Origin of the sequence: Modestobacter italicus, assembly GCF_000306785.1 — a bacterium.
Classification (GTDB): domain Bacteria; phylum Actinomycetota; class Actinomycetes; order Mycobacteriales; family Geodermatophilaceae; genus Modestobacter; species Modestobacter italicus.
In genome coordinates, this window is record NC_017955.1 from 1,770,410 (window position 1) to 1,786,880 (window position 16,471).

Below are 16,471 nucleotides of genomic sequence, written 5' to 3' on the forward strand. Positions count from 1 at the left end.
GCGCCGAGCGCCTTCTCGATCCGGTCGAGAGGGCGCTCGGCACGTCCACATGACGAGCCCGTCGTCCCCGCCGCGCCTACGCTCCTGGCATGGCGTCCAACCGCAGGCCGCTGGACGACCTCCGCGAGACCGTCGGTCGGCTGGGCGACCAGCTGCCCCGGCCCGGTCTGCGCGGCGTCGACGACCTGATGAGCGACCTCTTCGGCGGCCGCCCCGGGCCGGCCCGGCCGCTCCCGGTGATCGAGGCGGAGCTCGACGGGCTCATCGGGCTGGAGGTGGTGAAGGAGCAGGTCCAGGCGCTCGTCGCCTTCCTGCAGGTGCAGGCCCGCCGCAAGGCGCACGGCCTGCCCGAGGCGGCGACGTCCCAGCACCTGGTGTTCCTCGGGAACCCGGGCACGGGCAAGACCACGGTGGCGCGGCTGCTGGCCGAGATGTACCGGGCGGTCGGCCTGCTGCAGAAGGGCCACCTGGTGGAGGTCGACCGGGCGGCCCTGGTCGGGCAGTACGTCGGTGCGACCGCGATCAAGACCGACCGCGTGGTCCGCCGGGCGCTCGACGGCGTCCTGTTCATCGACGAGGCCTACTCGCTGTCCCCGGAGGGCGACGGCCGGCTGGACTTCGGGCCCGAGGCGATCGAGGTCCTGCTCAAGCGCATGGAGGACCACCGCCACCGCCTCGTGGTGATCGTGGCCGGCTACCCCCGGCTGATGGAGGCGTTCCTGGCCTCCAACCCGGGCCTCCGCTCGCGGTTCGCCCGCGAGATCAGGTTCCCCGACTACTCGACCGACGAGCTCGAGGCCATCTTCTCCGGCGTCGTGGCCCAGCACGAGTACGTGCTGGAGCCCGGCGCCGAGGTGACGCTCCGCCGCACCCTCCGAGGGCTGACGTCGGACCAGGAGTCGGGCAACGCGCGCTTCGTCCGCACCCTGTTCGAGCAGGCGCTCAACCGCCAGGCGCTGCGGCTGACCCGCGGCGAGGGCCGCAGCGTCGACGCCCTGGACCGGGCCGACGTCTCGACCCTCACCGCGAGCGACATCGCCGAGGCCGCCCGCGCGCTGGGCGAGCAGTCCACCTGAGGGGCTCGACTCCCCGCGGGACGGCACTGATGGACACGACCCGTAGGAGCCAGCCGTGCCCGACGTCCAGGACCGAGTCCGACGGCGGTGGTACGCCGACTACCTGAGCCACCCGCGGCACGGGCCCCTCCCGGCGCTGCTGCTGGTGCTCACCGTCTTCACCGGTCTGGTGGACGCGGTCAGCATCCTGGCGCTGGGCCGGGTCTTCGTGGCCAACATGACCGGCAACGTGGTGTTCATCGGCTTCGCCCTCGGTGGTGCGCCGGGCTTCTCCCTCCAGGCGTCGGTGGTCGCGCTGGTGGGCTTCCTCGCCGGCGCCGCGGTCGGCGGCCTGCTGGTCACCCGCCACCGGCAGCACCGCGGCGTGCTGCTGCGCGACGCGGTCGCCGCGGAGCTGGTCCTCCTGGTCGCCGGCACGGTCGTCCTGGCCCTCGGCGACCAGCCGTACGGCGCGGTGCGGGTGGACGTCGTCGTGGGGTGCGCCGCGATCGCCCTCGGGCTGCAGAACGCGGCGGTGCGCGCGCTGGCGGTCCCGGACCTGACGACGACGGTGCTGACCATGACGCTCACCGGCATCGCCGCCGACGTCCGCACGAAGGACTACCGCACCGCACTGCGGCGTCTCGCCGCTGTGGTCGCGATGCTCGGCGGCGCCGTGGTGGGCACGCTGCTGGTGTTCGGCCCCGGACCGGCGACCGCCCTGGCCGTGGCGTGCGTCCCGGTGGCCGTCGTCCTCGTCGGGATCTCCCGGGCGGCTCGGGGCACGGCGGGCTGGCACGCCCCGTGACCCGAGCCGCCCTGCTCAGGTGCGGGGCCGCAGCAGCTGGGTGAGCGGGAGGACCACGACCATCACCGCGGCCAGGACGAACGCCGTCCACTGGAAGGCGTGGTCGGCGCGCAGCCCGAAGTAGACCGAGCCCACCACCGCCGAGCCGAAGCCCAGGCTCGCCTGCATCACGGTCAGCAGCAGCCCACCGCCGAGGCCGGCCAGGTGGCCGTGCACCTGGCTGAGGATCACGCCCATCAGCGGCGACCAGAGCAGGGCCATGCCGACGCCGACCACCACCATCGGGGCCGCCACGCGCCACGCCGAGTAGACCTCCGTCGCGGCGAACCCGTCGACGACCAGCCCGACCCAGACGAGGCCGCCGGCGGTCAGCGCGCCACCGGCGGCGAGCACGCCCACCCCGAACCGGGCCATCAGCCGCCCGGTGGCGAGCGAGGCGCCGAGGAAGCCCAGCGACATCGGCAGCAGGCTCAACCCGATGCGCAGCGGCGAGAGCCCGTGGCTGCCGGCCATGAACGCGTACACGAACATGAAGCCGCCGAACGTGACGAACACCGGCGCCGCGACCAGCAGGCCGATCCGCACCGTGCGGAAGGCGAACAGCTCCGGCGGCAGCAGGGGCAGCCCGCCGCGGCGCTGCAGCCGCACCTGCCACCAGACGAGCGCGGCCAGGGCCACCGGCGCGGCGACCAGGCAGACCCAGGTCCACAGCGGCCAGCCGGTGGCGCGGCCCTCGGTCAGCGGGAAGATCAGCAGCGTCATGGTGGCGCCCAGCAGCACGGCCCCGACCCAGTCCAGCGACGTCCGTGCGGGTGCCTTGGTCTCCGGCAGGTAGCGGACGACGCCGATCATCACCAGCAGCGCGACCGGGGTGTTGATCCAGAACACCGAGCGCCAGCCGAGGTCGGATCCGGCCAGGCTGCCGCCGACCAGGAACGCCAGCGAGGTGGACAGCCCGGCGGTGGCGGCGAACCACCCCAGCGCCCGGGTGCGGTGGTGCCCCTCGGAGTTGGCGTGGATGCTCGCCAGCACCTGCGGGGAGAGCGCGGCGGCCGACAGGCCCTGCAGGAACCGGGCGGCGACCAGCTGGCCGGGCGTCTGGGCCACCGCGCACAGCAGGCTGGTGACGGCGAACATGCCCAGGCCGACCAGCAGCATCCGCTTGCGGCCGAACGAGTCGCCGAGCCGGCCCCCGATGACGACCAGCGCGGCGTAGACGACGCCGTAGGCGGCCACCACCAGCTGCAGCGTGCCCGCCGAGGCGCCCAGCTCGGTGCCGATCTGGCGCAGCGCGACGTTGACGCTGAACACCGACATGACCGGGACGACGGCCGCGGCCAGCGTCGCGAGGAGGGCGATCGGGTGCATCCGGCGGTGCTCGGCCGCTGGTGCGGCGGCGACCGCGGGGGAGGAGAGATCGGAGCTCATGGGAGGCAGCGTGCGGCGTGCCGGATGCTGGTGGTGAGAGCCTGGTGATCCTGGTACCCGCACACCCTGGATGACGGGCGCGGCAGCGGTCACCATGAGGCGTGACCACCTCCCGGCGCACCGAGCTCGCCGACTTCCTGCGCACCCGCCGGGAGCGGCTGACCCCGGACGACGTGGGGCTGCCCAGCGGTGGCCGTCGCCGCACGCCGGGCCTGCGCCGGGAGGAGGTCGCGCTGCTCGCCGGGGTCGGGGTCACCTGGTACACCTGGCTCGAGCAGGGCCGCGACATCAACGCCTCGGTGCAGGTGCTCGAGGCCATCGCCCGCACCCTGCGGATGGACTCCCAGGAGCGGTGGCACCTCTTCCAGCTGGCCGGCGTCACGGTCGTCGCCCCGGCATCGCCGTGCAGCGGCGTGGGCGAGGCCGGTCAGCTGATCCTCGACCAGCTCGATCCGTTCCCGGCGGTGGTGCTCTCGCCCCGCTACGAGATGCTCGCCTACAACCGGGCCTTCAACGCACTGGCCGGCGACCTCGACTCGCTCGACCCGGGGGAGCGCAACCAGCTCTGGTTGTTCTTCACCCATCCGCACTGGCGCGACATCTGCATCGGCCGCCGACCCGAGGCTGCTGCGCACATGGTCGGCACCATGCGGGCCGGCCTGGCCGACCACCTCGACGACCCGCTGTGGACCGAGCTGGTGCGGCGGCTGCGCGAGGCCTCGCCGGAGTTCGAGGTGCTGTGGCGGCGCCACGACGTCGTGGACCGCGGTCTTCCGGCCAAGGACTTCCGCAGCCCGGTCGGCGACCTGCACCTGCAGCTGCAGCGGTTCAGCACCGGTGAGCTGCCCGGCGGTGCGCGGATGATGGTCTACACGCCCCGGGACGACGTCACCCGTGCTCGGCTGCACCAGCTGGTCCACCACGACGCCGCCCAGCGGCTCCGCGCGGTGTGACCCGGGAGGCTCCTCGCCAGGGGGTTCGGCGCGGCATCCAGCGCGGCACCTCGGCGGAGAACTCCTCGTACGCCGGGCCGAAGGTCTCCCGCAGCGTGGGCTCCTCGTAGCCGCGGACGAAGACGTCCGTCGTGATGCCGACGACGACCAGGTAGACGAGCAGGCCTCCGCTGGCGAAGAGGAGCGCCTGCCCCAGGAGGAGCGCGAAGACCGCGAGGTACATGGGGTTCCGCACGAAGCGGTAAGCACCCTCGACGACCAGCTGCTCGGTCGGCGCCGACGGGGCGGGCGTCCCGCGCCCGTGCCAGGCGAAGGCGACGAAGGCGTGGCCGAGCACCGCGGCACCGGGCAGGACGAGCGACCAGCCGAGGACGTCGAGCCACGCCGCCTGGTCACCGGGCCGGTCCCAGCCGGTGATCAGCAGGGGCACCAGGCCGCAGACGGTCCCGGGTGCGAGCAGCAGCCAGCCGAGGCTGCCCAGTGCGGCTGAGGTCCTGGTCATGACCGCCTCGATCCGGGGTCCGGCAGGACGAGCGTAGGACGCTCCCGGGGTACGAACCAGGCCCCGGAGCACGCGCGGACGTGCCGGACGGACGACGACCGGCGGGGAGGTCAGCCGCGGGGCAGGTCCCGGCCGTCGGGCAGGGTGCGGCCGCTGAGGAGGGCGACGAGCTGACCGCGGTCGGCACGGACGACGTCCCCCTCGCCCCAGCTCCAGCCACCGTCGGCGGCCTCGAGCCGGACGCCGGTCAGGTCGATGCCGAACCAGGCGCCGCGGGCCCCGGTGAGCTGGTCGAGCACCGCGGTGACCGCTTCCGCCGGCGCGACCGGCGGCCGGTCGAGCGCGACGGTGACGTCGAGGGAGTGGATGACGGCGTGGGTGAGCGCGCCGACCGCGCCACCACCGGGCGGCTGCCAGGCGTGCAGCACGGGGGAGCGCAGCGCGGCCAGGTGGTCGGCGACCGTCAGCGACCCGTCGCGGGCGGCCACGGTGTCGGACAGGACGCCGAAGTCCCCGCGGGCCGCCGCCATCTCCGCGCCGAACTGCTCCGGGGTCAGCCGGGCCGGCATCGTCACGTGGGCGACCACGTGCCGGACCTGCCACCCCGCGCACAGCGACGGCGCGTCCCAGGTCTGGTCGGGCGCGGACCCGAGCAGGTCGGCCAGGCCGTCGAACGTCGGTGCCACCCAGGACTGCAGGTCGGTCACGGTGGAGGTCCTCTCGTCGCGGACAGCGCACGCTACCGGTGAGGACGGCCGCCAGGACCCGGACTCATCGGGCCGCGACGCGCTAGTACGTCCGCTGCTGGCGGCGGGCGATCAGCACGAGCACACCCACGACGACGACCAGCGGCACCCAGCCCGGCAGCCCGAACGGCCCGAGCAGCAGCGCCGCCACGAGGAGCACCAGGCGGAAGGCCAGCCAGAGGGCCACCGCGAACAGCACCCAGTACAGCCAGGGCCGCTCGTACTGCAGCCGGCGCAAGTAGTCCATGACCCCATCCTCGTCGTCCGTGGCGGTGTCGACACGGTCACCCGCCACATCGGCAGCAGGACCGGTCGACTGAAGGCGTACCGGTCACGCCCGGACCGACGACTTCCCGCGACCGGGCCCGTCCTCCTGGCGAGGCCCTGCACGGGGTCGGGACCGAGGGAGGATCCGATGAGCAAGGTCATCGCGTCGGCGTCGATGTCGCTGGACGGCTACATCGCCAAGGACGACAACAGCATCGGGCGGTTGTTCGACTGGCTGCAGAACGGGGACGTGGAGATCCCGACCGCGTCACCGGGCATCACCCTGCACCTCGGCCAGGCCAGCGCCGAGTACTGGCGCCGGTGGACCTCCGACCTCGGTGCGCTCGTGTGCGGCCGGACGTTGTTCGACTTCACCGACGGGTGGGGCGGGCGGCACACCATGGACGTGCCGGTCGTGGTGGTGACCCACTCCGTCCCCACCGAGTGGGTCGACGCCCACCCGGACGCGCCCTTCTCCTTCGTCACCGACGGCGTCGGGTCGGCCGTCGCGCGGGCACGGGAGATCGCCGGCGACCGGGTCGTCGCGGTCACGGCCGGGACCATCGCCCGGCAGTGCCTGGAGCTGGGGCTGCTCGACGAGGTCGCCGTCGACCTGGTCCCGGTCGTCATGGGCCGGGGCCGGCCGTTCTTCGGCGAGCTCGCCCAGGACGACGTGCCGCTCGGGGACCCGGTGACCTGCGTGCAGGGCGACCGGGTCACCCACCTGGTGTTCCCCGTGGCGCGCTGAGGGTCAGTCCTCGACGAGCCAGACGGCGGTGTCCGGCGGCAGCGCCACGGTGGCGGCCGAGGCCTTGACGTGCGTGGAGGAGGCCAGCAGCACCGAGCCCGGGTTGGGCACCAGCACGGTCCCGGTGCCCATGTTCACCACGCAGCGCACTGTCTCGTCGTCCCCGGTGCTGCGCACGGTCAGCACGTCACCCTGCGTCTCGACGGTCGCGTCGCCGGAACCGAGCGCCGGGTGGGCCGCGCGCAGCGCGAGCGCCCGCCGGTAGAGGGTCAGCATCGAGCCGCCGTCCCGGGTCTGCCGGGAGACGGCGAACCCCTCCCACTCCGCCGGGATCGGCAGCCACGGCTGCGCCGCGCCGTCGGGGGAGAAGCCGACGCCGGCCGAGTCGTTCCACGGCATCGGCACCCGGCAGCCGTCCCGGCCGGCCCGCGCGCCGCCGCTGCGCCAGAAGATCGGGTCGAGCTTCGCCTCGTCCGGGACGACGGCCTGCGGCAGCCCTAGCTCGTCGCCGGCGTACAGGTACGGCGAGCCCGGCAGCGCCAGCATCATCAGCGCGGCCGCGCGGGCCCGGGAGGTGCCCAGGGCGCCGCCGCCGAACCGGCTCACCTGCCGGTCCTTGTCGTGGTTGCCCAGCACCCAGGAGACCGGGGCGCCGACCCGGCCGAAGGCGTCGAGCGCGGTCTGCACGCCGTCGGCGAAGGCCTCCACGGACCACCGCGACTTGAGCAGCCGGAAGGAGAAGGACTGGTGCATCTCGTCGGGCCGCGAGTACAGCGCCACCTGCTCCAGGTCGGCCAGGCAGACCTCACCGACCAGCATCGTGTCCGGGTACTCGTCGCAGATCGACCGCCAGCGCCGCCACACGTCGTGCACCTCGGGCTGGTTCCAGGTCATCGCCTGCTCCGGCCCGTGCCCGAACAGGGTGGGGGAGTAGCTGCCCGGGTTGTCCCGCAGCTCGGCGTCCTTGAACAACCCGTAGGCGACGTCGACCCGGAAGCCGCTCACGCCGCGGTCCAGCCAGAACCGCAGGGTGCGGTCGAAGTCGGCGGCCACAGCCGGGTCCCGCCAGTTCAGGTCGGGCTGCTCGGGCGCGAACAGGTGCAGGTACCAGCGGCCGTCCGGCGTGCGGGACCAGGCCGGCCCGCCGAAGAGCGACTGCCAGTTGTTCGGCGGCTCGTCCGAGGGCGGCGCGAAGTGGTAGCGGGCGGCCTCCGCGGAGTCCGGGTCGGCGAGCGCCGTCTGGAACCAGGGGTGCCGGTCGGAGGTGTGGTTCGGGACGACGTCGAGGATCACCCGCAGGCCGAGCTGCCGGGCGTCGGCGACGACGGCCTCGAGGTCGGCCACGTCGCCGTAGTCGGGGTCCACCGCCCGGTAGTCGACGATGTCGTAGCCGCCGTCCGCGCCGCCCGAGGGGTAGTGCGGGTTGATCCACAGCGCGTCGACCCCGAGCCAGGACAGGTAGGGCAGCCGGGAGCGGAGACCGGCGAGGTCGCCGATCCCGTCACCGTTGCTGTCGGCGAAGGAGCGCAGGTAGACCTGGTAGACCACGGCGGTCCGCCACCAGTCGGCCGGGGCCTGCCCCGACGCGAGGGAGTGCTCCGCCGGGGTCCGCACCGTTGCGAGCCGGGATGCCATGGACAGAGCATCGGCAGTCCTCGGTGCGTCGGCTGTGAACCAGGTCACCAGAGAATCGCCGAGAACCTGGCGGATCTCGCCATGCTCGGCCGACTCGCGTGGCCACCCGCCGCGGCAGCCCCTTGCGTCACATACCCCCGGGGGGTATCAAGGCGGCATGGAACACACCAGGGAACTGACCTCGGTCAGCTGGGCGGCGGCCCGGCAGGCCACGCTGCACTGCCTCACCGGCTGCGCCATCGGTGAGGTCCTCGGGATGGTCATCGGGACGGCGCTGGGCCTGCCCGACGCCGGCACCGTGGCCCTGGCCGTCGCGCTGGCCTTCGTCTTCGGCTACGCGCTCACCATGCGCGCGGTCCTGCGCGCCGGGCTGCCGTTCCGGCAGGCCCTGGGCGTGGCCCTCGCCGCCGACACCGTCTCGATCACCGTCATGGAGGTCATCGACAACGCCGTGATGCTGTCGGTGCCCGGCGCGATGGAGGCCGGGCTCAGCAGCGCGCTGTTCTGGCTGTCGCTGGCCGGGTCGCTCGCGGTGGCCTTCGTGCTCACCGTCCCGGTCAACCGCTGGCTGATGAGCCGTGGCCGCGGGCACGCCGTCGTCCACGCGCACCACCACTGAGCCGGGCGCCGGGATCAGCCCGGCGGCCCGGGCCCGCCGTGGCGGGCCCGGGCCGTCGGTCAGCGCTGGGCGAGGTAGGCGGCGGCGGTGTCCCGGAGCCGGGCGTGGACGCCGTCGAAGGCGGCCGCGCCGGGCAGGTACCGCTTCGCCAGCTTGGCCACCATCGTGTAGTTGGTGTCCACCACGTTGCCGGCCGGCGCGAGCCCGGCCTGGCTGACCAGCTGGTAGGCGTCGAGGGTGTCCCAGCCGGTCAGCTCGGCCGCCCAGCCGACCAGGTCGCGCTGGCTGACCCGGTAGGCGTCCTCCAGCGGGCGCACCGAGCCGGTGGACATCAGGAACTCGTCGCTCTCCAGCCGCGGCCACGCCGGCGCGCCGCCCTTGATGAGCTCGACGACGACGACCGTGCGCATGGCCGCCTCGACCGCGGTGCCGCACACCTCGCCCTCGCCCTGCCGGCAGTGCCCGTCGCCCAGGGACAGCTGCGCGCCGGGCACGTTGACGCCGAGGTAGACGGTGGTGCCCGCGCGCAGCTCGGGGGTGTCCATGTTGCCGCCGTGCGCGGCCGGGGTGATCGACATGAACACCTGGCCGGCGGCCGGGGCGACGCCGAGCGTGCCGTGCATCGGGTCCAGCGGCAGCTCCACCTCCGGCCCGCCGCGGCGCGGCCGGAACAGGCAGGTGCCCCGTTCCCGGTCGACCTCGTAAACCCAGACGACCTCCTCGAGGGGGTCGTGCAGCATCGCCGTCTCGTGCGTGGCGGTCAGCGCCCCGAAGTGCGGGAACGTCGTGGAGACCGCCCAGTCCCGGGCCGGGGCGATGTCGACGACGTGCACCGCCAGGGTGTCGCCGGGCTCGGCGCCCTCGACGTGCACCGGCCCGGTGACCGGGTTGAGGTAGGGGAACTCGCAGACCCGGCTGGGCAGGTCGTCGACCGAGCGCACCCGGCCGCCGAAGCAGTCCTCGGTGGTCAGCTCGACCACCGTGCCGGGGCGGACCCACAGCAGCGGCTCGCCGCCGCCGAAGACGTAGCGGAGCTGGTCGGGCGCCGGGTCGAGGGAGACGACCTCCAGCTGGGCGGTCACTTCCCCTCCTCCGCCAGCACCGGCCTGCGGCCGGTGGCCAGCAGGAAGACCAGCACGACGACGCCGATGCCCAGCCACACGAAGCCGAGCATCTGCGCCGCGACCTTCGCGTTGATGACGACGTAGAAGAGGATCGCGAACCCGATCACCGGGACGGCGAGGTGCCGCCACCAGTCCCGGCTCTTCTGCCGCACCACGAAGTGCACGACGACGGCCACGTGCAGCACCAGGAACGCCGACAGCGCACCGAAGTTGACCAGCGTGGACAGCAGGGTGATGCCGTCGTCGCGCTGGCTCATGTAGATGCCCAGCACCAGGCTGACCGCGGCCACCAGCAGCGTGGCGTTGACCGGCACCCGCCGGGTCGGGTGCACCTTCGCCAGGAACGACGGCAGCTGCCGGTCGCGGGCCATCGCGAACAGCAGCCGGGAGGTGGCGGCCTGGGCGACGAGCGAGTTGGCGAAGCCCCAGGCGATCGCGGTGGCCACCGCGGTCACCACGTACAGCCAGTGCCCGCTGGCCGCCTCGGCGGCGTCGTAGAACGCGGTGCCGCCGGCGTCGCCCTCGGAGATGAGGGTGTCCGGGTTCGGCACGAGCAGCGCCGCGATCCAGGTCTGCACGATGAACAACGTCCCGGCCAGCGCCAGCGCGGCGATCATCGACTTGCCGATCGAGCGCGCGGAGTCGCGGTTCTCCTCGGCGAGGGTCGAGATGCCGTCGAACCCGAGGAAGCTCAGCACCGCGATCGAGACGGCGCCGAACACCAGGCTGAGGGAGAACGTGTCGCTGTTGTAGATCGGGGTCAGCGCGCCGAGGCCGTTGCCCTCGCCGCGGGCCAGCGCGATTACGCCGATGAGCAGGAACACCGCCAGCACGATCAGCTCGCCGATCAGCATGATCCGGTTGACCCGCGCGGTGAACTCGATGCCGAGGTAGTTGACGACGGTGTTGAGGACGACGAAGCCGACCAGCCACACCCACACCGGGATGCCGCTGACGATCGCGTTCATGGCGACCGCGGCGATCAGGTAGAGCAGGCCGGGGACCAGCACGTAGTCCAGCAGGATCATCCAGCCGGCCAGGAACCCGACCGGCTGGGCGATGCCGCGACCGGCGTAGGTGTACACCGAGCCGGCCATCGGGAAGGCCCGGGACATCTGCGAGTAGGAGGCCGCGGTGAACGCCATGGCCAGCCCGCCGACGGCGTAGGCCAGCGCGATCATCCCGCCCGAGGCCTGGAAGACGCTGCCGAAGATGCCGAACGGCGCGATCGGGACCATGAAGACCAGGCCGTAGACCAGCAGGTCGGTGAAGCTCAGCGAGCGCTTGAGCTCCTGGTGGTACCCGAAGGCCTCCACGCCGGGAGCGCCTTCTCCGGCGGTGGCCGCCGGTGCAGGGTGGGTGGTGCGTGGATCGGTCACGACGACTCCTCTTCCAAGCCGGCCCTCGGCCGGACGGGAGGAGAGTAGGACCAAAGTGTTTCCGATCGGAAACTGTTCTGCCGCTGTCCGGTCAGCCGGCCGCCAGCTCGGTGAACGTGAGCCCCTCGGCCCGGGCCAGCCGGGGCGGGGGAGTGCCGGTCGGCCCGCTGCGGCCGTGGCCGGCGAGTAGCGCGCCGGCCAGCCGGACGCCGTCGTAGAGACCCCGGGCGTAGGCGCAGACCACCGGAGCGTCCACACCCGCCCGCCGGGCATGCCGCTCCTGCAACGCCAGCTGGCGTTCGTCGGCCGAGGCCGGCGAGGCTGCGAAGGACGGCATCGTGGCGTAGAGCTCGCCGGTGGCATCTCCACCCAGGGCGTAGAGGCCGTTCTCCTCCAGCGCGCCGGACAGCCGCACCACCCGGCGGTCCAGGCCGGCCCGGGCGAACTCCCGGTGGAACAGCGCCAGGTCCCGGCCGACCAGGCTGAGCAGGACGGCGTCGGCCCGGCCGCGGACGACGAGGTCGAGCAGCGGCCCGGGGTCACCGGGGCCGAAGGGCACCAGCGCCTCGCCGACGACCTGCGCACCGAGGCTGGTCAGGGTCGCCCGCGCGGCCCGGTGCACCGCGCGCGGCCAGACGTAGTCGGTGCCCAGCAGCACCCAGCGGGTCGCCCGCCGGTGGGTGACCAGCCAGGACAGCGCCGCGGCGTGCTGGGTGTGCGGGCCGTGCCCGGTGCGCCGCACGCCAGGCAGGCTGCGGCCACCCTCGTGCGGCGGGGTGAAAACGTAGGTGCCCCGGCCGGCCCAGGCCCGGGCGAGGGTCCGGTGCACGTCGCTGGTGTGGAAGCCGACCAGGCTGTCGAAGACGCCGGCCTCCCGCAGGCCGACCGCCTCGGCGGCGGCGACCTCGGGCGCGCGTCCGGCGTCGACGGCGACCAGTTCGACCCGCCGGCCGCCGACCCCGCCGGCCTCGGTGCACTCCTCGGCGGCCAGTGCGGCGAGGTCCAGGGCCGAGGGGGCGGTCATCGCGAGCGGCCCGGACAGCGGCACGGCCAGCCCGATCCGGACGGCGTCGGGCGCGGGACCGGAGACCAGGACGTCCCACGGGTCCCGCAGCAGAGCCGGCTCGCCGCGCACGGTGTTGAGTATGGTCAGCCGCATGCCGGGGCCGGAGGTGGACACCGCCGCCTCGGTGCGGCCGGACCTGGTCGAACTGCTCACTGCCACCTCGCGGCGGGTCTCCCGGGCGGTGGCCGCGGCGCTCGCCGAGGACGGCGGCACGCTGGAGGGCTACCGCGTGCTGCGCCTGCTGGCCGCGGCGCCGGGGCGGACGATGGGCCAGCTGGCGGGCGCGCTGCACCTGCCCGCGCCCACGGCCACCCGGGTGGTCGACGGGCTGGTGGACTCGGCCCTCGCCTACCGGCTGCCCGATCCCGACGACCGGCGCCGGGTGGTCGTGCACGCCTCGGCGCTCGGCCGCACCCGGCTGGCGCGGTGGGAGGGGCTGGTCTCGGCGCAGGAGGCGGCGCTGGCCCGGTCGCTGGGTGCCGACCGGGTCGGGGCGCTGCTGGCGGCGCTGGCCGGGTTCGTCGACGAGGCCGGGCCCGCCGACGGCTGACCTGCTCCGGCGGGCAGGATGGTTGAGATCATGTGACCCGGGGCACACCTGGGGCGTGAGCGCGTACGCCGTCGGTTTCTCCCGTCCCGATCGCCGGTCGTGGGCCCAGCCGGCCGACCAGGCCACGTCGTGGCACGCGGTCGAGGCGCACCGCCCGGCCGACGAGCTCGACGGCGAGGTCGAGCTGGCCGTTTGCGGGGCGATCGTGCAGATCTGGGGCACCCAGAGCTGGGACCGGGTGGGCGCGGGGCGCTCCGCCTGCGCGGAGTGCCGGCAGCGCACCGCCCCGGCCCTCCGCCACGCCGGCTGACCCGGGCGCTCAGCAGGCGGTGCCGACCGTCGCGCTCGCGCAGGTGTCCTCGTAGGCGGGCAGGTCGGGGAAGCCCGGCACGGCGGACGTCGTGTCGCGGCTCAACAGGACGACGGTCAGGGCGACGGCGACCGCCACCAGGAGCATCGCCACGACGAGCGCCATGGCGCGGTGGGCGCCGGCCCAGCCGGCTCCCGGGACGTGGGTGATCGCGGACATCGGAGGTCCTTCCCGGCCGCGGGTGCGGCCCGCTGGGGGCTCCCGGTCCGAGCTGACCGGGGCAGCACCAGATTCCGCACCTCGCCGGCCGCGCGGTATACGCACTCAGGCGTATTCCGGCGGGCGTCGCTCCGGCCTACCGTCGACCCCGTCGGTCGGAGGAGGGGTGGTGTCGACCAGCGAGCTGTACGCGGCGGACGTCGAGGCCCTGGTGCGGGTGCTCGACGAGGCGCGCGAGGACGCTGCCGGCGAGGCGATGCCCTGGGCGCTGCTGGACGGACTGCTGCGGGTCGTCCCGTGCGACTCGGACGTCACCTACCAGCACCACGACCACCAGGCCCGCCGCACGCTCTGCATCCAGACGGCCGGGCTCGACGGGGTGCACGCCGGGCCCGCGCCGGACGAGGGGGACGGGCCCGACGACCCGTTCTGGCAGTACTGGTGGCAGGGGCCGACCTCGTGGCCACAGCGGACCGGGGACCTGCGCAGCGTCATCTGCACGCGGGACTTCTACCCGACCGAGCAGGACTGGTTGGCCGATCCGATCAGCGAGACGCTGCCCCAGATCCGGCGCGCGATGCTGGTGTCACTGCCCGCCGCACCTGGGGAGGCCAGACGAGTCGCCTTCTTGCGAGGGTCAGGTCCGGACTTCACCGAGCGGGAACGGCAGATCGCGATGCTGCTGCGCCCCCACCTGCAGGAGATCTGGCTGGACGCCGAGCGGCGCCGGGCCGGCGTCCCGCAGCTCACCGCACGGGAATGGGAGGTGCTGGCGCTGGCCGCGGCCGGGATGCCTTACGCCCGCGTCGCCGAGCGGCTGTTCATTTCCGTGGGCACCGTGCGCAAGCACATGGAGCACGTCCGCGAGCGGCTCGGCGTGCACAGCATCCCCGCCGCGGCGGCCAGGGCGATGCCGCACGCCCCGGCACACCTGCGGGTGCCCCGGCCGCGGGTGCCGGGCTGACGGGACGGCGGCTCCCCGGCTCAGGGGTGTTCCGCCGCTCCCGCCGCCGCCCTACCGTCGACGAGGAAGCTCCTGCACCGGGGAGGTGCCGTGACAACCAGCGAGCTGTACGCCGCAGACGTCAAGGACCTGGTCCAGGTGCTGGAGGACTCGCGGCAGGACGACCCCGGCCCGGCGATGCCGTGGGCGCTGCTGGAGGGTCTGCAGGAGCTGGTGCCCTGCGACCACGAGGTGAGCTACCAGCACCACGCGCCGCGGGCCCGGCACACCCTGCTCATGCAAGGCGTCGAGCCGGGGGGCGTCCACCTCGGCCTAGAGCGCCCCGACCCGAGCCCGCCGGACGACCCGTTCTGGCGAGTGTGGTGGGGCTCCTGGTGCTCGTGGCCGCAGCTCACCGGGAACACGCGCAGCGTGATCCACACCGGGGACTTCTACGCCACCGACCGGGACTGGCGGGCCGGCCCGCTCGCCGAGCTCGTGCAACCCGTGCGTTGGGGCATGATCGTCTCCCTTCCGGCGGCCCCCGGCGAGGCCCGTCGGGTGAACTTCATGCGGACCGCCGGTCCGCCGTTCACCGAGCGGGACCGGCAAGTCGCGATGCTGCTGCGGCCGCACCTGCAGGAGGTATGGCTGGACGCCGAGCGCCGACGCGCTGGCGTCCCGAAGCTGACGCCACGGGAGTGGGAGGTGCTGGCCCTGGCGGCCGGCGGGTTGCCGTACGCCGAGATCGCTACGCAGCTGTTCATCTCCGTCGGCACGGTGCGCAAGCACATGGAGCACGTGCGGGAGCGGCTGGGCGTGCACAGCATCCCGGCCGCCGCGGCCATCGCCCTGCCGCACGCCCCGGCCCACCTCCGGACGCCGCGGGGCCCTAGATCGACTGCGGGGGCTCCCCGGCCGCCTTCTCAACGGGCCGGGCCGACCGGCGGCCGGTGATCGCCGAGATGCCGGTGATCTCCCGGCCGACGATGAGCGCCTGCACGTGGTCGGTGCCCTCGAAGGTGTAGATGGCCTCGATGTCGGCGTGGTGCCGGGCGATGTGGTGCTCGAGCAGGATGCCGTCGCCACCGAAGAGGTCGCGGGCGTCGGCGACGATGGCCCGGGCCTTCTTGCAGTTGTTCATCTTGGCCATCGAGGCCATCGCCGCGGTCATCCGGCCCTCGTCGGCCAGCTTCGACAGCCGCCAGGACAGCAGCCGCATGCTGGTGATCTCGGCCAGCATCCGGGCCAGCTTCTCCTGCACCAGCTGGTAGCCGGCGATCGGCTGGCCGAACTGCTCGCGCTGCAGGGTGTGCTGCAGCGCCAGGTCGTAGGCCGCCTCGGCGATGCCCAGCGCGCGCCAGGCGACGGTGTACCGGGTGCGGTCCAGCACGACCGAGACGTCCTTGAACGAGTGGCAGTTGGCCAGCTTGTTCTCCGCCGGGACCCGGACGTCCTCGAGCGTGATCTCGGCCTGCCACACCGCGCGCAGCGCCGTCTTGCCGGTCATCCGGGTCGCCGTCCAGCCGATCGACCCCTTCGGGACGACGTAGCCGCCGACGTTGCCGTCCTCGCCGCGGGCCCAGATGAGCACCAGGTCGGCGATGGTGCCGTTGCCGATCCACTTCTTCGCGCCGTTGAGCACGTACTCGTCGCCGTCCCGCCGGGCGGAGGTGGACAGCGCGACGGCGTCCGACCCGTGCTCGGGCTCGGTGAGGCCGAACGCGCCGATCTTCTCCATCCGGGCCATCTCCGGCAGCCAGCGCTGGCGCTGCTCCTCGTCACCGAGCAGCGCGATCGACTGCATCGCCAGGAAGCTGTGCACCCCGTAGAAGGTGCCCAGGCTGCCGTCGGCCCGCGCCCACTCGGCGGCGACCAGACCGGCGGCCACGGCGCTCATGCCGGGGGAGCCGTAGCCCTCCACGGTGCCCCCGGCGATGCCGAGCTCGGCCATCTTCGGGATGAGCTCCGCCGGGAACTCGGCCCGCTCCCAGTAGTCGTTGATGATCGGGGTGACCTCGCGCTCGCAGAAGTCGCGGACGCGGTCGCGCACCTCGATCTCCGCGGGCTCCAGCAGGTCCTCGAGGGCGTAGAAGTCCGCGGTAGCAGCGTTGCTCAC

At 73.8% G+C, this 16,471-nt stretch carries 19 protein-coding genes; 9 read left to right on the forward strand and 10 right to left on the reverse strand.

Annotated elements, in window-relative coordinates; translation table 11 throughout:
• Positions 1-89 precede the first annotated feature (89 nt).
• Positions 90-1,076: an AAA family ATPase gene (locus MODMU_RS08620; RefSeq protein WP_014739835.1), complete on the forward strand. Its 987-nt coding sequence runs from the start codon at positions 90-92 to the stop codon at positions 1,074-1,076.
• 55 nt (positions 1,077-1,131) lie between these two features.
• The gene (locus MODMU_RS08625; RefSeq protein ID WP_014739836.1) at positions 1,132-1,863 is read left to right on the forward strand and encodes a YoaK family protein; all 732 of its coding nucleotides are present in this window, start codon (positions 1,132-1,134) and stop codon (positions 1,861-1,863) included.
• A 15-nt stretch (positions 1,864-1,878) separates the two neighbouring features.
• On the opposite strand, the gene MODMU_RS08630 is transcribed toward MODMU_RS08625, so the two are convergent.
• Positions 1,879-3,291, reverse strand: coding sequence for an MFS transporter (locus tag MODMU_RS08630; protein ID WP_014739837.1), 1,413 nt, complete (start codon positions 3,289-3,291; stop codon positions 1,879-1,881).
• A 101-nt stretch (positions 3,292-3,392) separates the two neighbouring features.
• Between MODMU_RS08630 and MODMU_RS08635 the strand changes: the two genes are divergently transcribed.
• A complete protein-coding gene (locus MODMU_RS08635) occupies positions 3,393-4,244 on the forward strand; it encodes a helix-turn-helix transcriptional regulator (RefSeq protein ID WP_014739838.1) in 852 nt (283 codons plus the stop codon).
• Here the strand turns inward: MODMU_RS08635 and MODMU_RS08640 are convergent.
• The 3 genes from MODMU_RS08640 to MODMU_RS08650 form a co-directional block, all read right to left on the reverse strand.
• Entirely contained in the window at positions 4,180-4,746 is a 567-nt protein-coding gene (locus tag MODMU_RS08640; protein ID WP_014739839.1) for a methyltransferase family protein, read from the reverse strand. The two genes, MODMU_RS08635 and MODMU_RS08640, sit on opposite strands and share 65 nt — an antisense overlap.
• A gap of 110 nt (positions 4,747-4,856) precedes the next feature.
• Positions 4,857-5,453, reverse strand: coding sequence for a maleylpyruvate isomerase family mycothiol-dependent enzyme (locus MODMU_RS08645; protein WP_014739840.1), 597 nt, complete (start codon positions 5,451-5,453; stop codon positions 4,857-4,859).
• Positions 5,454-5,535: 82 nt separating this feature from the next.
• Positions 5,536-5,739, reverse strand: coding sequence for a hypothetical protein (locus tag MODMU_RS08650; RefSeq protein WP_014739841.1), 204 nt, complete (start codon positions 5,737-5,739; stop codon positions 5,536-5,538).
• A 168-nt stretch (positions 5,740-5,907) separates the two neighbouring features.
• Between MODMU_RS08650 and MODMU_RS08655 the strand changes: the two genes are divergently transcribed.
• Positions 5,908-6,507: a dihydrofolate reductase family protein gene (locus MODMU_RS08655; protein ID WP_014739842.1), complete on the forward strand. Its 600-nt coding sequence runs from the start codon at positions 5,908-5,910 to the stop codon at positions 6,505-6,507.
• 3 nt (positions 6,508-6,510) lie between these two features.
• Here the strand turns inward: MODMU_RS08655 and MODMU_RS08660 are convergent, their stop codons facing one another.
• Positions 6,511-8,142 carry a glycoside hydrolase family 13 protein gene (locus MODMU_RS08660; protein WP_041795108.1) on the reverse strand — a complete coding sequence of 544 codons (1,632 nt, stop codon included), beginning with the start codon at positions 8,140-8,142 and terminating at the stop codon, positions 6,511-6,513.
• A gap of 157 nt (positions 8,143-8,299) precedes the next feature.
• Here MODMU_RS08660 and MODMU_RS08665 point away from each other — a divergent pair, with 157 nt between their 5' ends.
• Complete coding sequence (locus MODMU_RS08665) at positions 8,300-8,761, forward strand: DUF4396 domain-containing protein (RefSeq protein ID WP_014739844.1); 462 nt, start codon at positions 8,300-8,302, stop codon at positions 8,759-8,761.
• Between the two features lie 59 nt (positions 8,762-8,820).
• Here the strand turns inward: MODMU_RS08665 and MODMU_RS08670 are convergent, their stop codons facing one another.
• The 3 genes from MODMU_RS08670 to MODMU_RS08680 all read right to left on the reverse strand — a co-directional run bounded on the left by MODMU_RS08670 (position 8,821) and on the right by MODMU_RS08680 (position 12,423).
• Entirely contained in the window at positions 8,821-9,843 is a 1,023-nt protein-coding gene (locus MODMU_RS08670) for an acetamidase/formamidase family protein (RefSeq protein ID WP_014739845.1), read from the reverse strand.
• Entirely contained in the window at positions 9,840-11,264 is a 1,425-nt protein-coding gene (locus MODMU_RS08675) for an APC family permease (protein ID WP_166503342.1), read from the reverse strand. Before MODMU_RS08675 ends, MODMU_RS08670 begins: the two co-directional genes overlap by 4 nt.
• A 91-nt stretch (positions 11,265-11,355) precedes the next feature.
• On the reverse strand, positions 11,356-12,423 hold the full coding sequence (locus MODMU_RS08680; RefSeq protein ID WP_051144152.1) for an ABC transporter substrate-binding protein: 1,068 nt from the start codon (positions 12,421-12,423) through the stop codon (positions 11,356-11,358).
• On the opposite strand from MODMU_RS08680, the gene MODMU_RS08685 reads away from it, so the two are divergent.
• Together MODMU_RS08685 and MODMU_RS08690 are read left to right on the forward strand one after the other, a co-directional pair.
• Complete coding sequence (locus tag MODMU_RS08685; RefSeq protein ID WP_014739848.1) at positions 12,422-12,880, forward strand: MarR family winged helix-turn-helix transcriptional regulator; 459 nt, start codon at positions 12,422-12,424, stop codon at positions 12,878-12,880. The two genes, MODMU_RS08680 and MODMU_RS08685, sit on opposite strands and share 2 nt — an antisense overlap.
• Before the next feature lie 55 nt (positions 12,881-12,935).
• Entirely contained in the window at positions 12,936-13,190 is a 255-nt protein-coding gene (locus MODMU_RS08690) for a hypothetical protein (RefSeq protein ID WP_014739849.1), read from the forward strand.
• Positions 13,191-13,199: 9 nt separating this feature from the next.
• Here the strand turns inward: MODMU_RS08690 and MODMU_RS08695 are convergent, their stop codons facing one another.
• On the reverse strand, positions 13,200-13,409 hold the full coding sequence (locus MODMU_RS08695) for a hypothetical protein (RefSeq protein WP_014739850.1): 210 nt from the start codon (positions 13,407-13,409) through the stop codon (positions 13,200-13,202).
• Between the two features lie 169 nt (positions 13,410-13,578).
• On the opposite strand from MODMU_RS08695, the gene MODMU_RS26860 reads away from it, so the two are divergent.
• Positions 13,579-14,373 (forward strand): helix-turn-helix transcriptional regulator, encoded by a 795-nt coding sequence (locus tag MODMU_RS26860; protein WP_166503434.1) that lies wholly within the window; start codon positions 13,579-13,581, stop codon positions 14,371-14,373.
• A 90-nt stretch (positions 14,374-14,463) separates the two neighbouring features.
• Positions 14,464-15,309: a helix-turn-helix transcriptional regulator gene (locus MODMU_RS26865; RefSeq protein WP_014739852.1), complete on the forward strand. Its 846-nt coding sequence runs from the start codon at positions 14,464-14,466 to the stop codon at positions 15,307-15,309.
• Here MODMU_RS26865 and MODMU_RS08710 read toward each other — a convergent pair.
• Positions 15,245-16,471, reverse strand: a complete 1,227-nt coding sequence (locus MODMU_RS08710; RefSeq protein WP_014739853.1) for an acyl-CoA dehydrogenase family protein — start codon at positions 16,469-16,471, stop codon at positions 15,245-15,247. The genes MODMU_RS26865 and MODMU_RS08710 overlap by 65 nt on opposite strands.

What these genes read in the sequence shown, in the direction of transcription:
- MODMU_RS08620 (WP_014739835.1), top strand. Translation starts at nt 90, where the DNA reads ATGGCGTCCAACCGCAGGCCGCTGGACGACCTCCGCGAGACCGTCGGT.
- MODMU_RS08630 (WP_014739837.1), bottom strand. Translation starts at nt 3,291, where the DNA reads ATGAGCTCCGATCTCTCCTCCCCCGCGGTCGCCGCCGCACCAGCGGCC.
- MODMU_RS08640 (WP_014739839.1), bottom strand. Translation starts at nt 4,746, where the DNA reads ATGACCAGGACCTCAGCCGCACTGGGCAGCCTCGGCTGGCTGCTGCTC.
- MODMU_RS08650 (WP_014739841.1), bottom strand. Translation starts at nt 5,739, where the DNA reads ATGGACTACTTGCGCCGGCTGCAGTACGAGCGGCCCTGGCTGTACTGG.
- MODMU_RS08655 (WP_014739842.1), top strand. Translation starts at nt 5,908, where the DNA reads ATGAGCAAGGTCATCGCGTCGGCGTCGATGTCGCTGGACGGCTACATC.
- MODMU_RS08660 (WP_041795108.1), bottom strand. Translation starts at nt 8,142, where the DNA reads ATGGCATCCCGGCTCGCAACGGTGCGGACCCCGGCGGAGCACTCCCTC.
- MODMU_RS08665 (WP_014739844.1), top strand. Translation starts at nt 8,300, where the DNA reads ATGGAACACACCAGGGAACTGACCTCGGTCAGCTGGGCGGCGGCCCGG.
- MODMU_RS08685 (WP_014739848.1), top strand. Translation starts at nt 12,422, where the DNA reads ATGCCGGGGCCGGAGGTGGACACCGCCGCCTCGGTGCGGCCGGACCTG.
- MODMU_RS08680 (WP_051144152.1), bottom strand. Translation starts at nt 12,423, where the DNA reads ATGCGGCTGACCATACTCAACACCGTGCGCGGCGAGCCGGCTCTGCTG.
- MODMU_RS08695 (WP_014739850.1), bottom strand. Translation starts at nt 13,409, where the DNA reads ATGTCCGCGATCACCCACGTCCCGGGAGCCGGCTGGGCCGGCGCCCAC.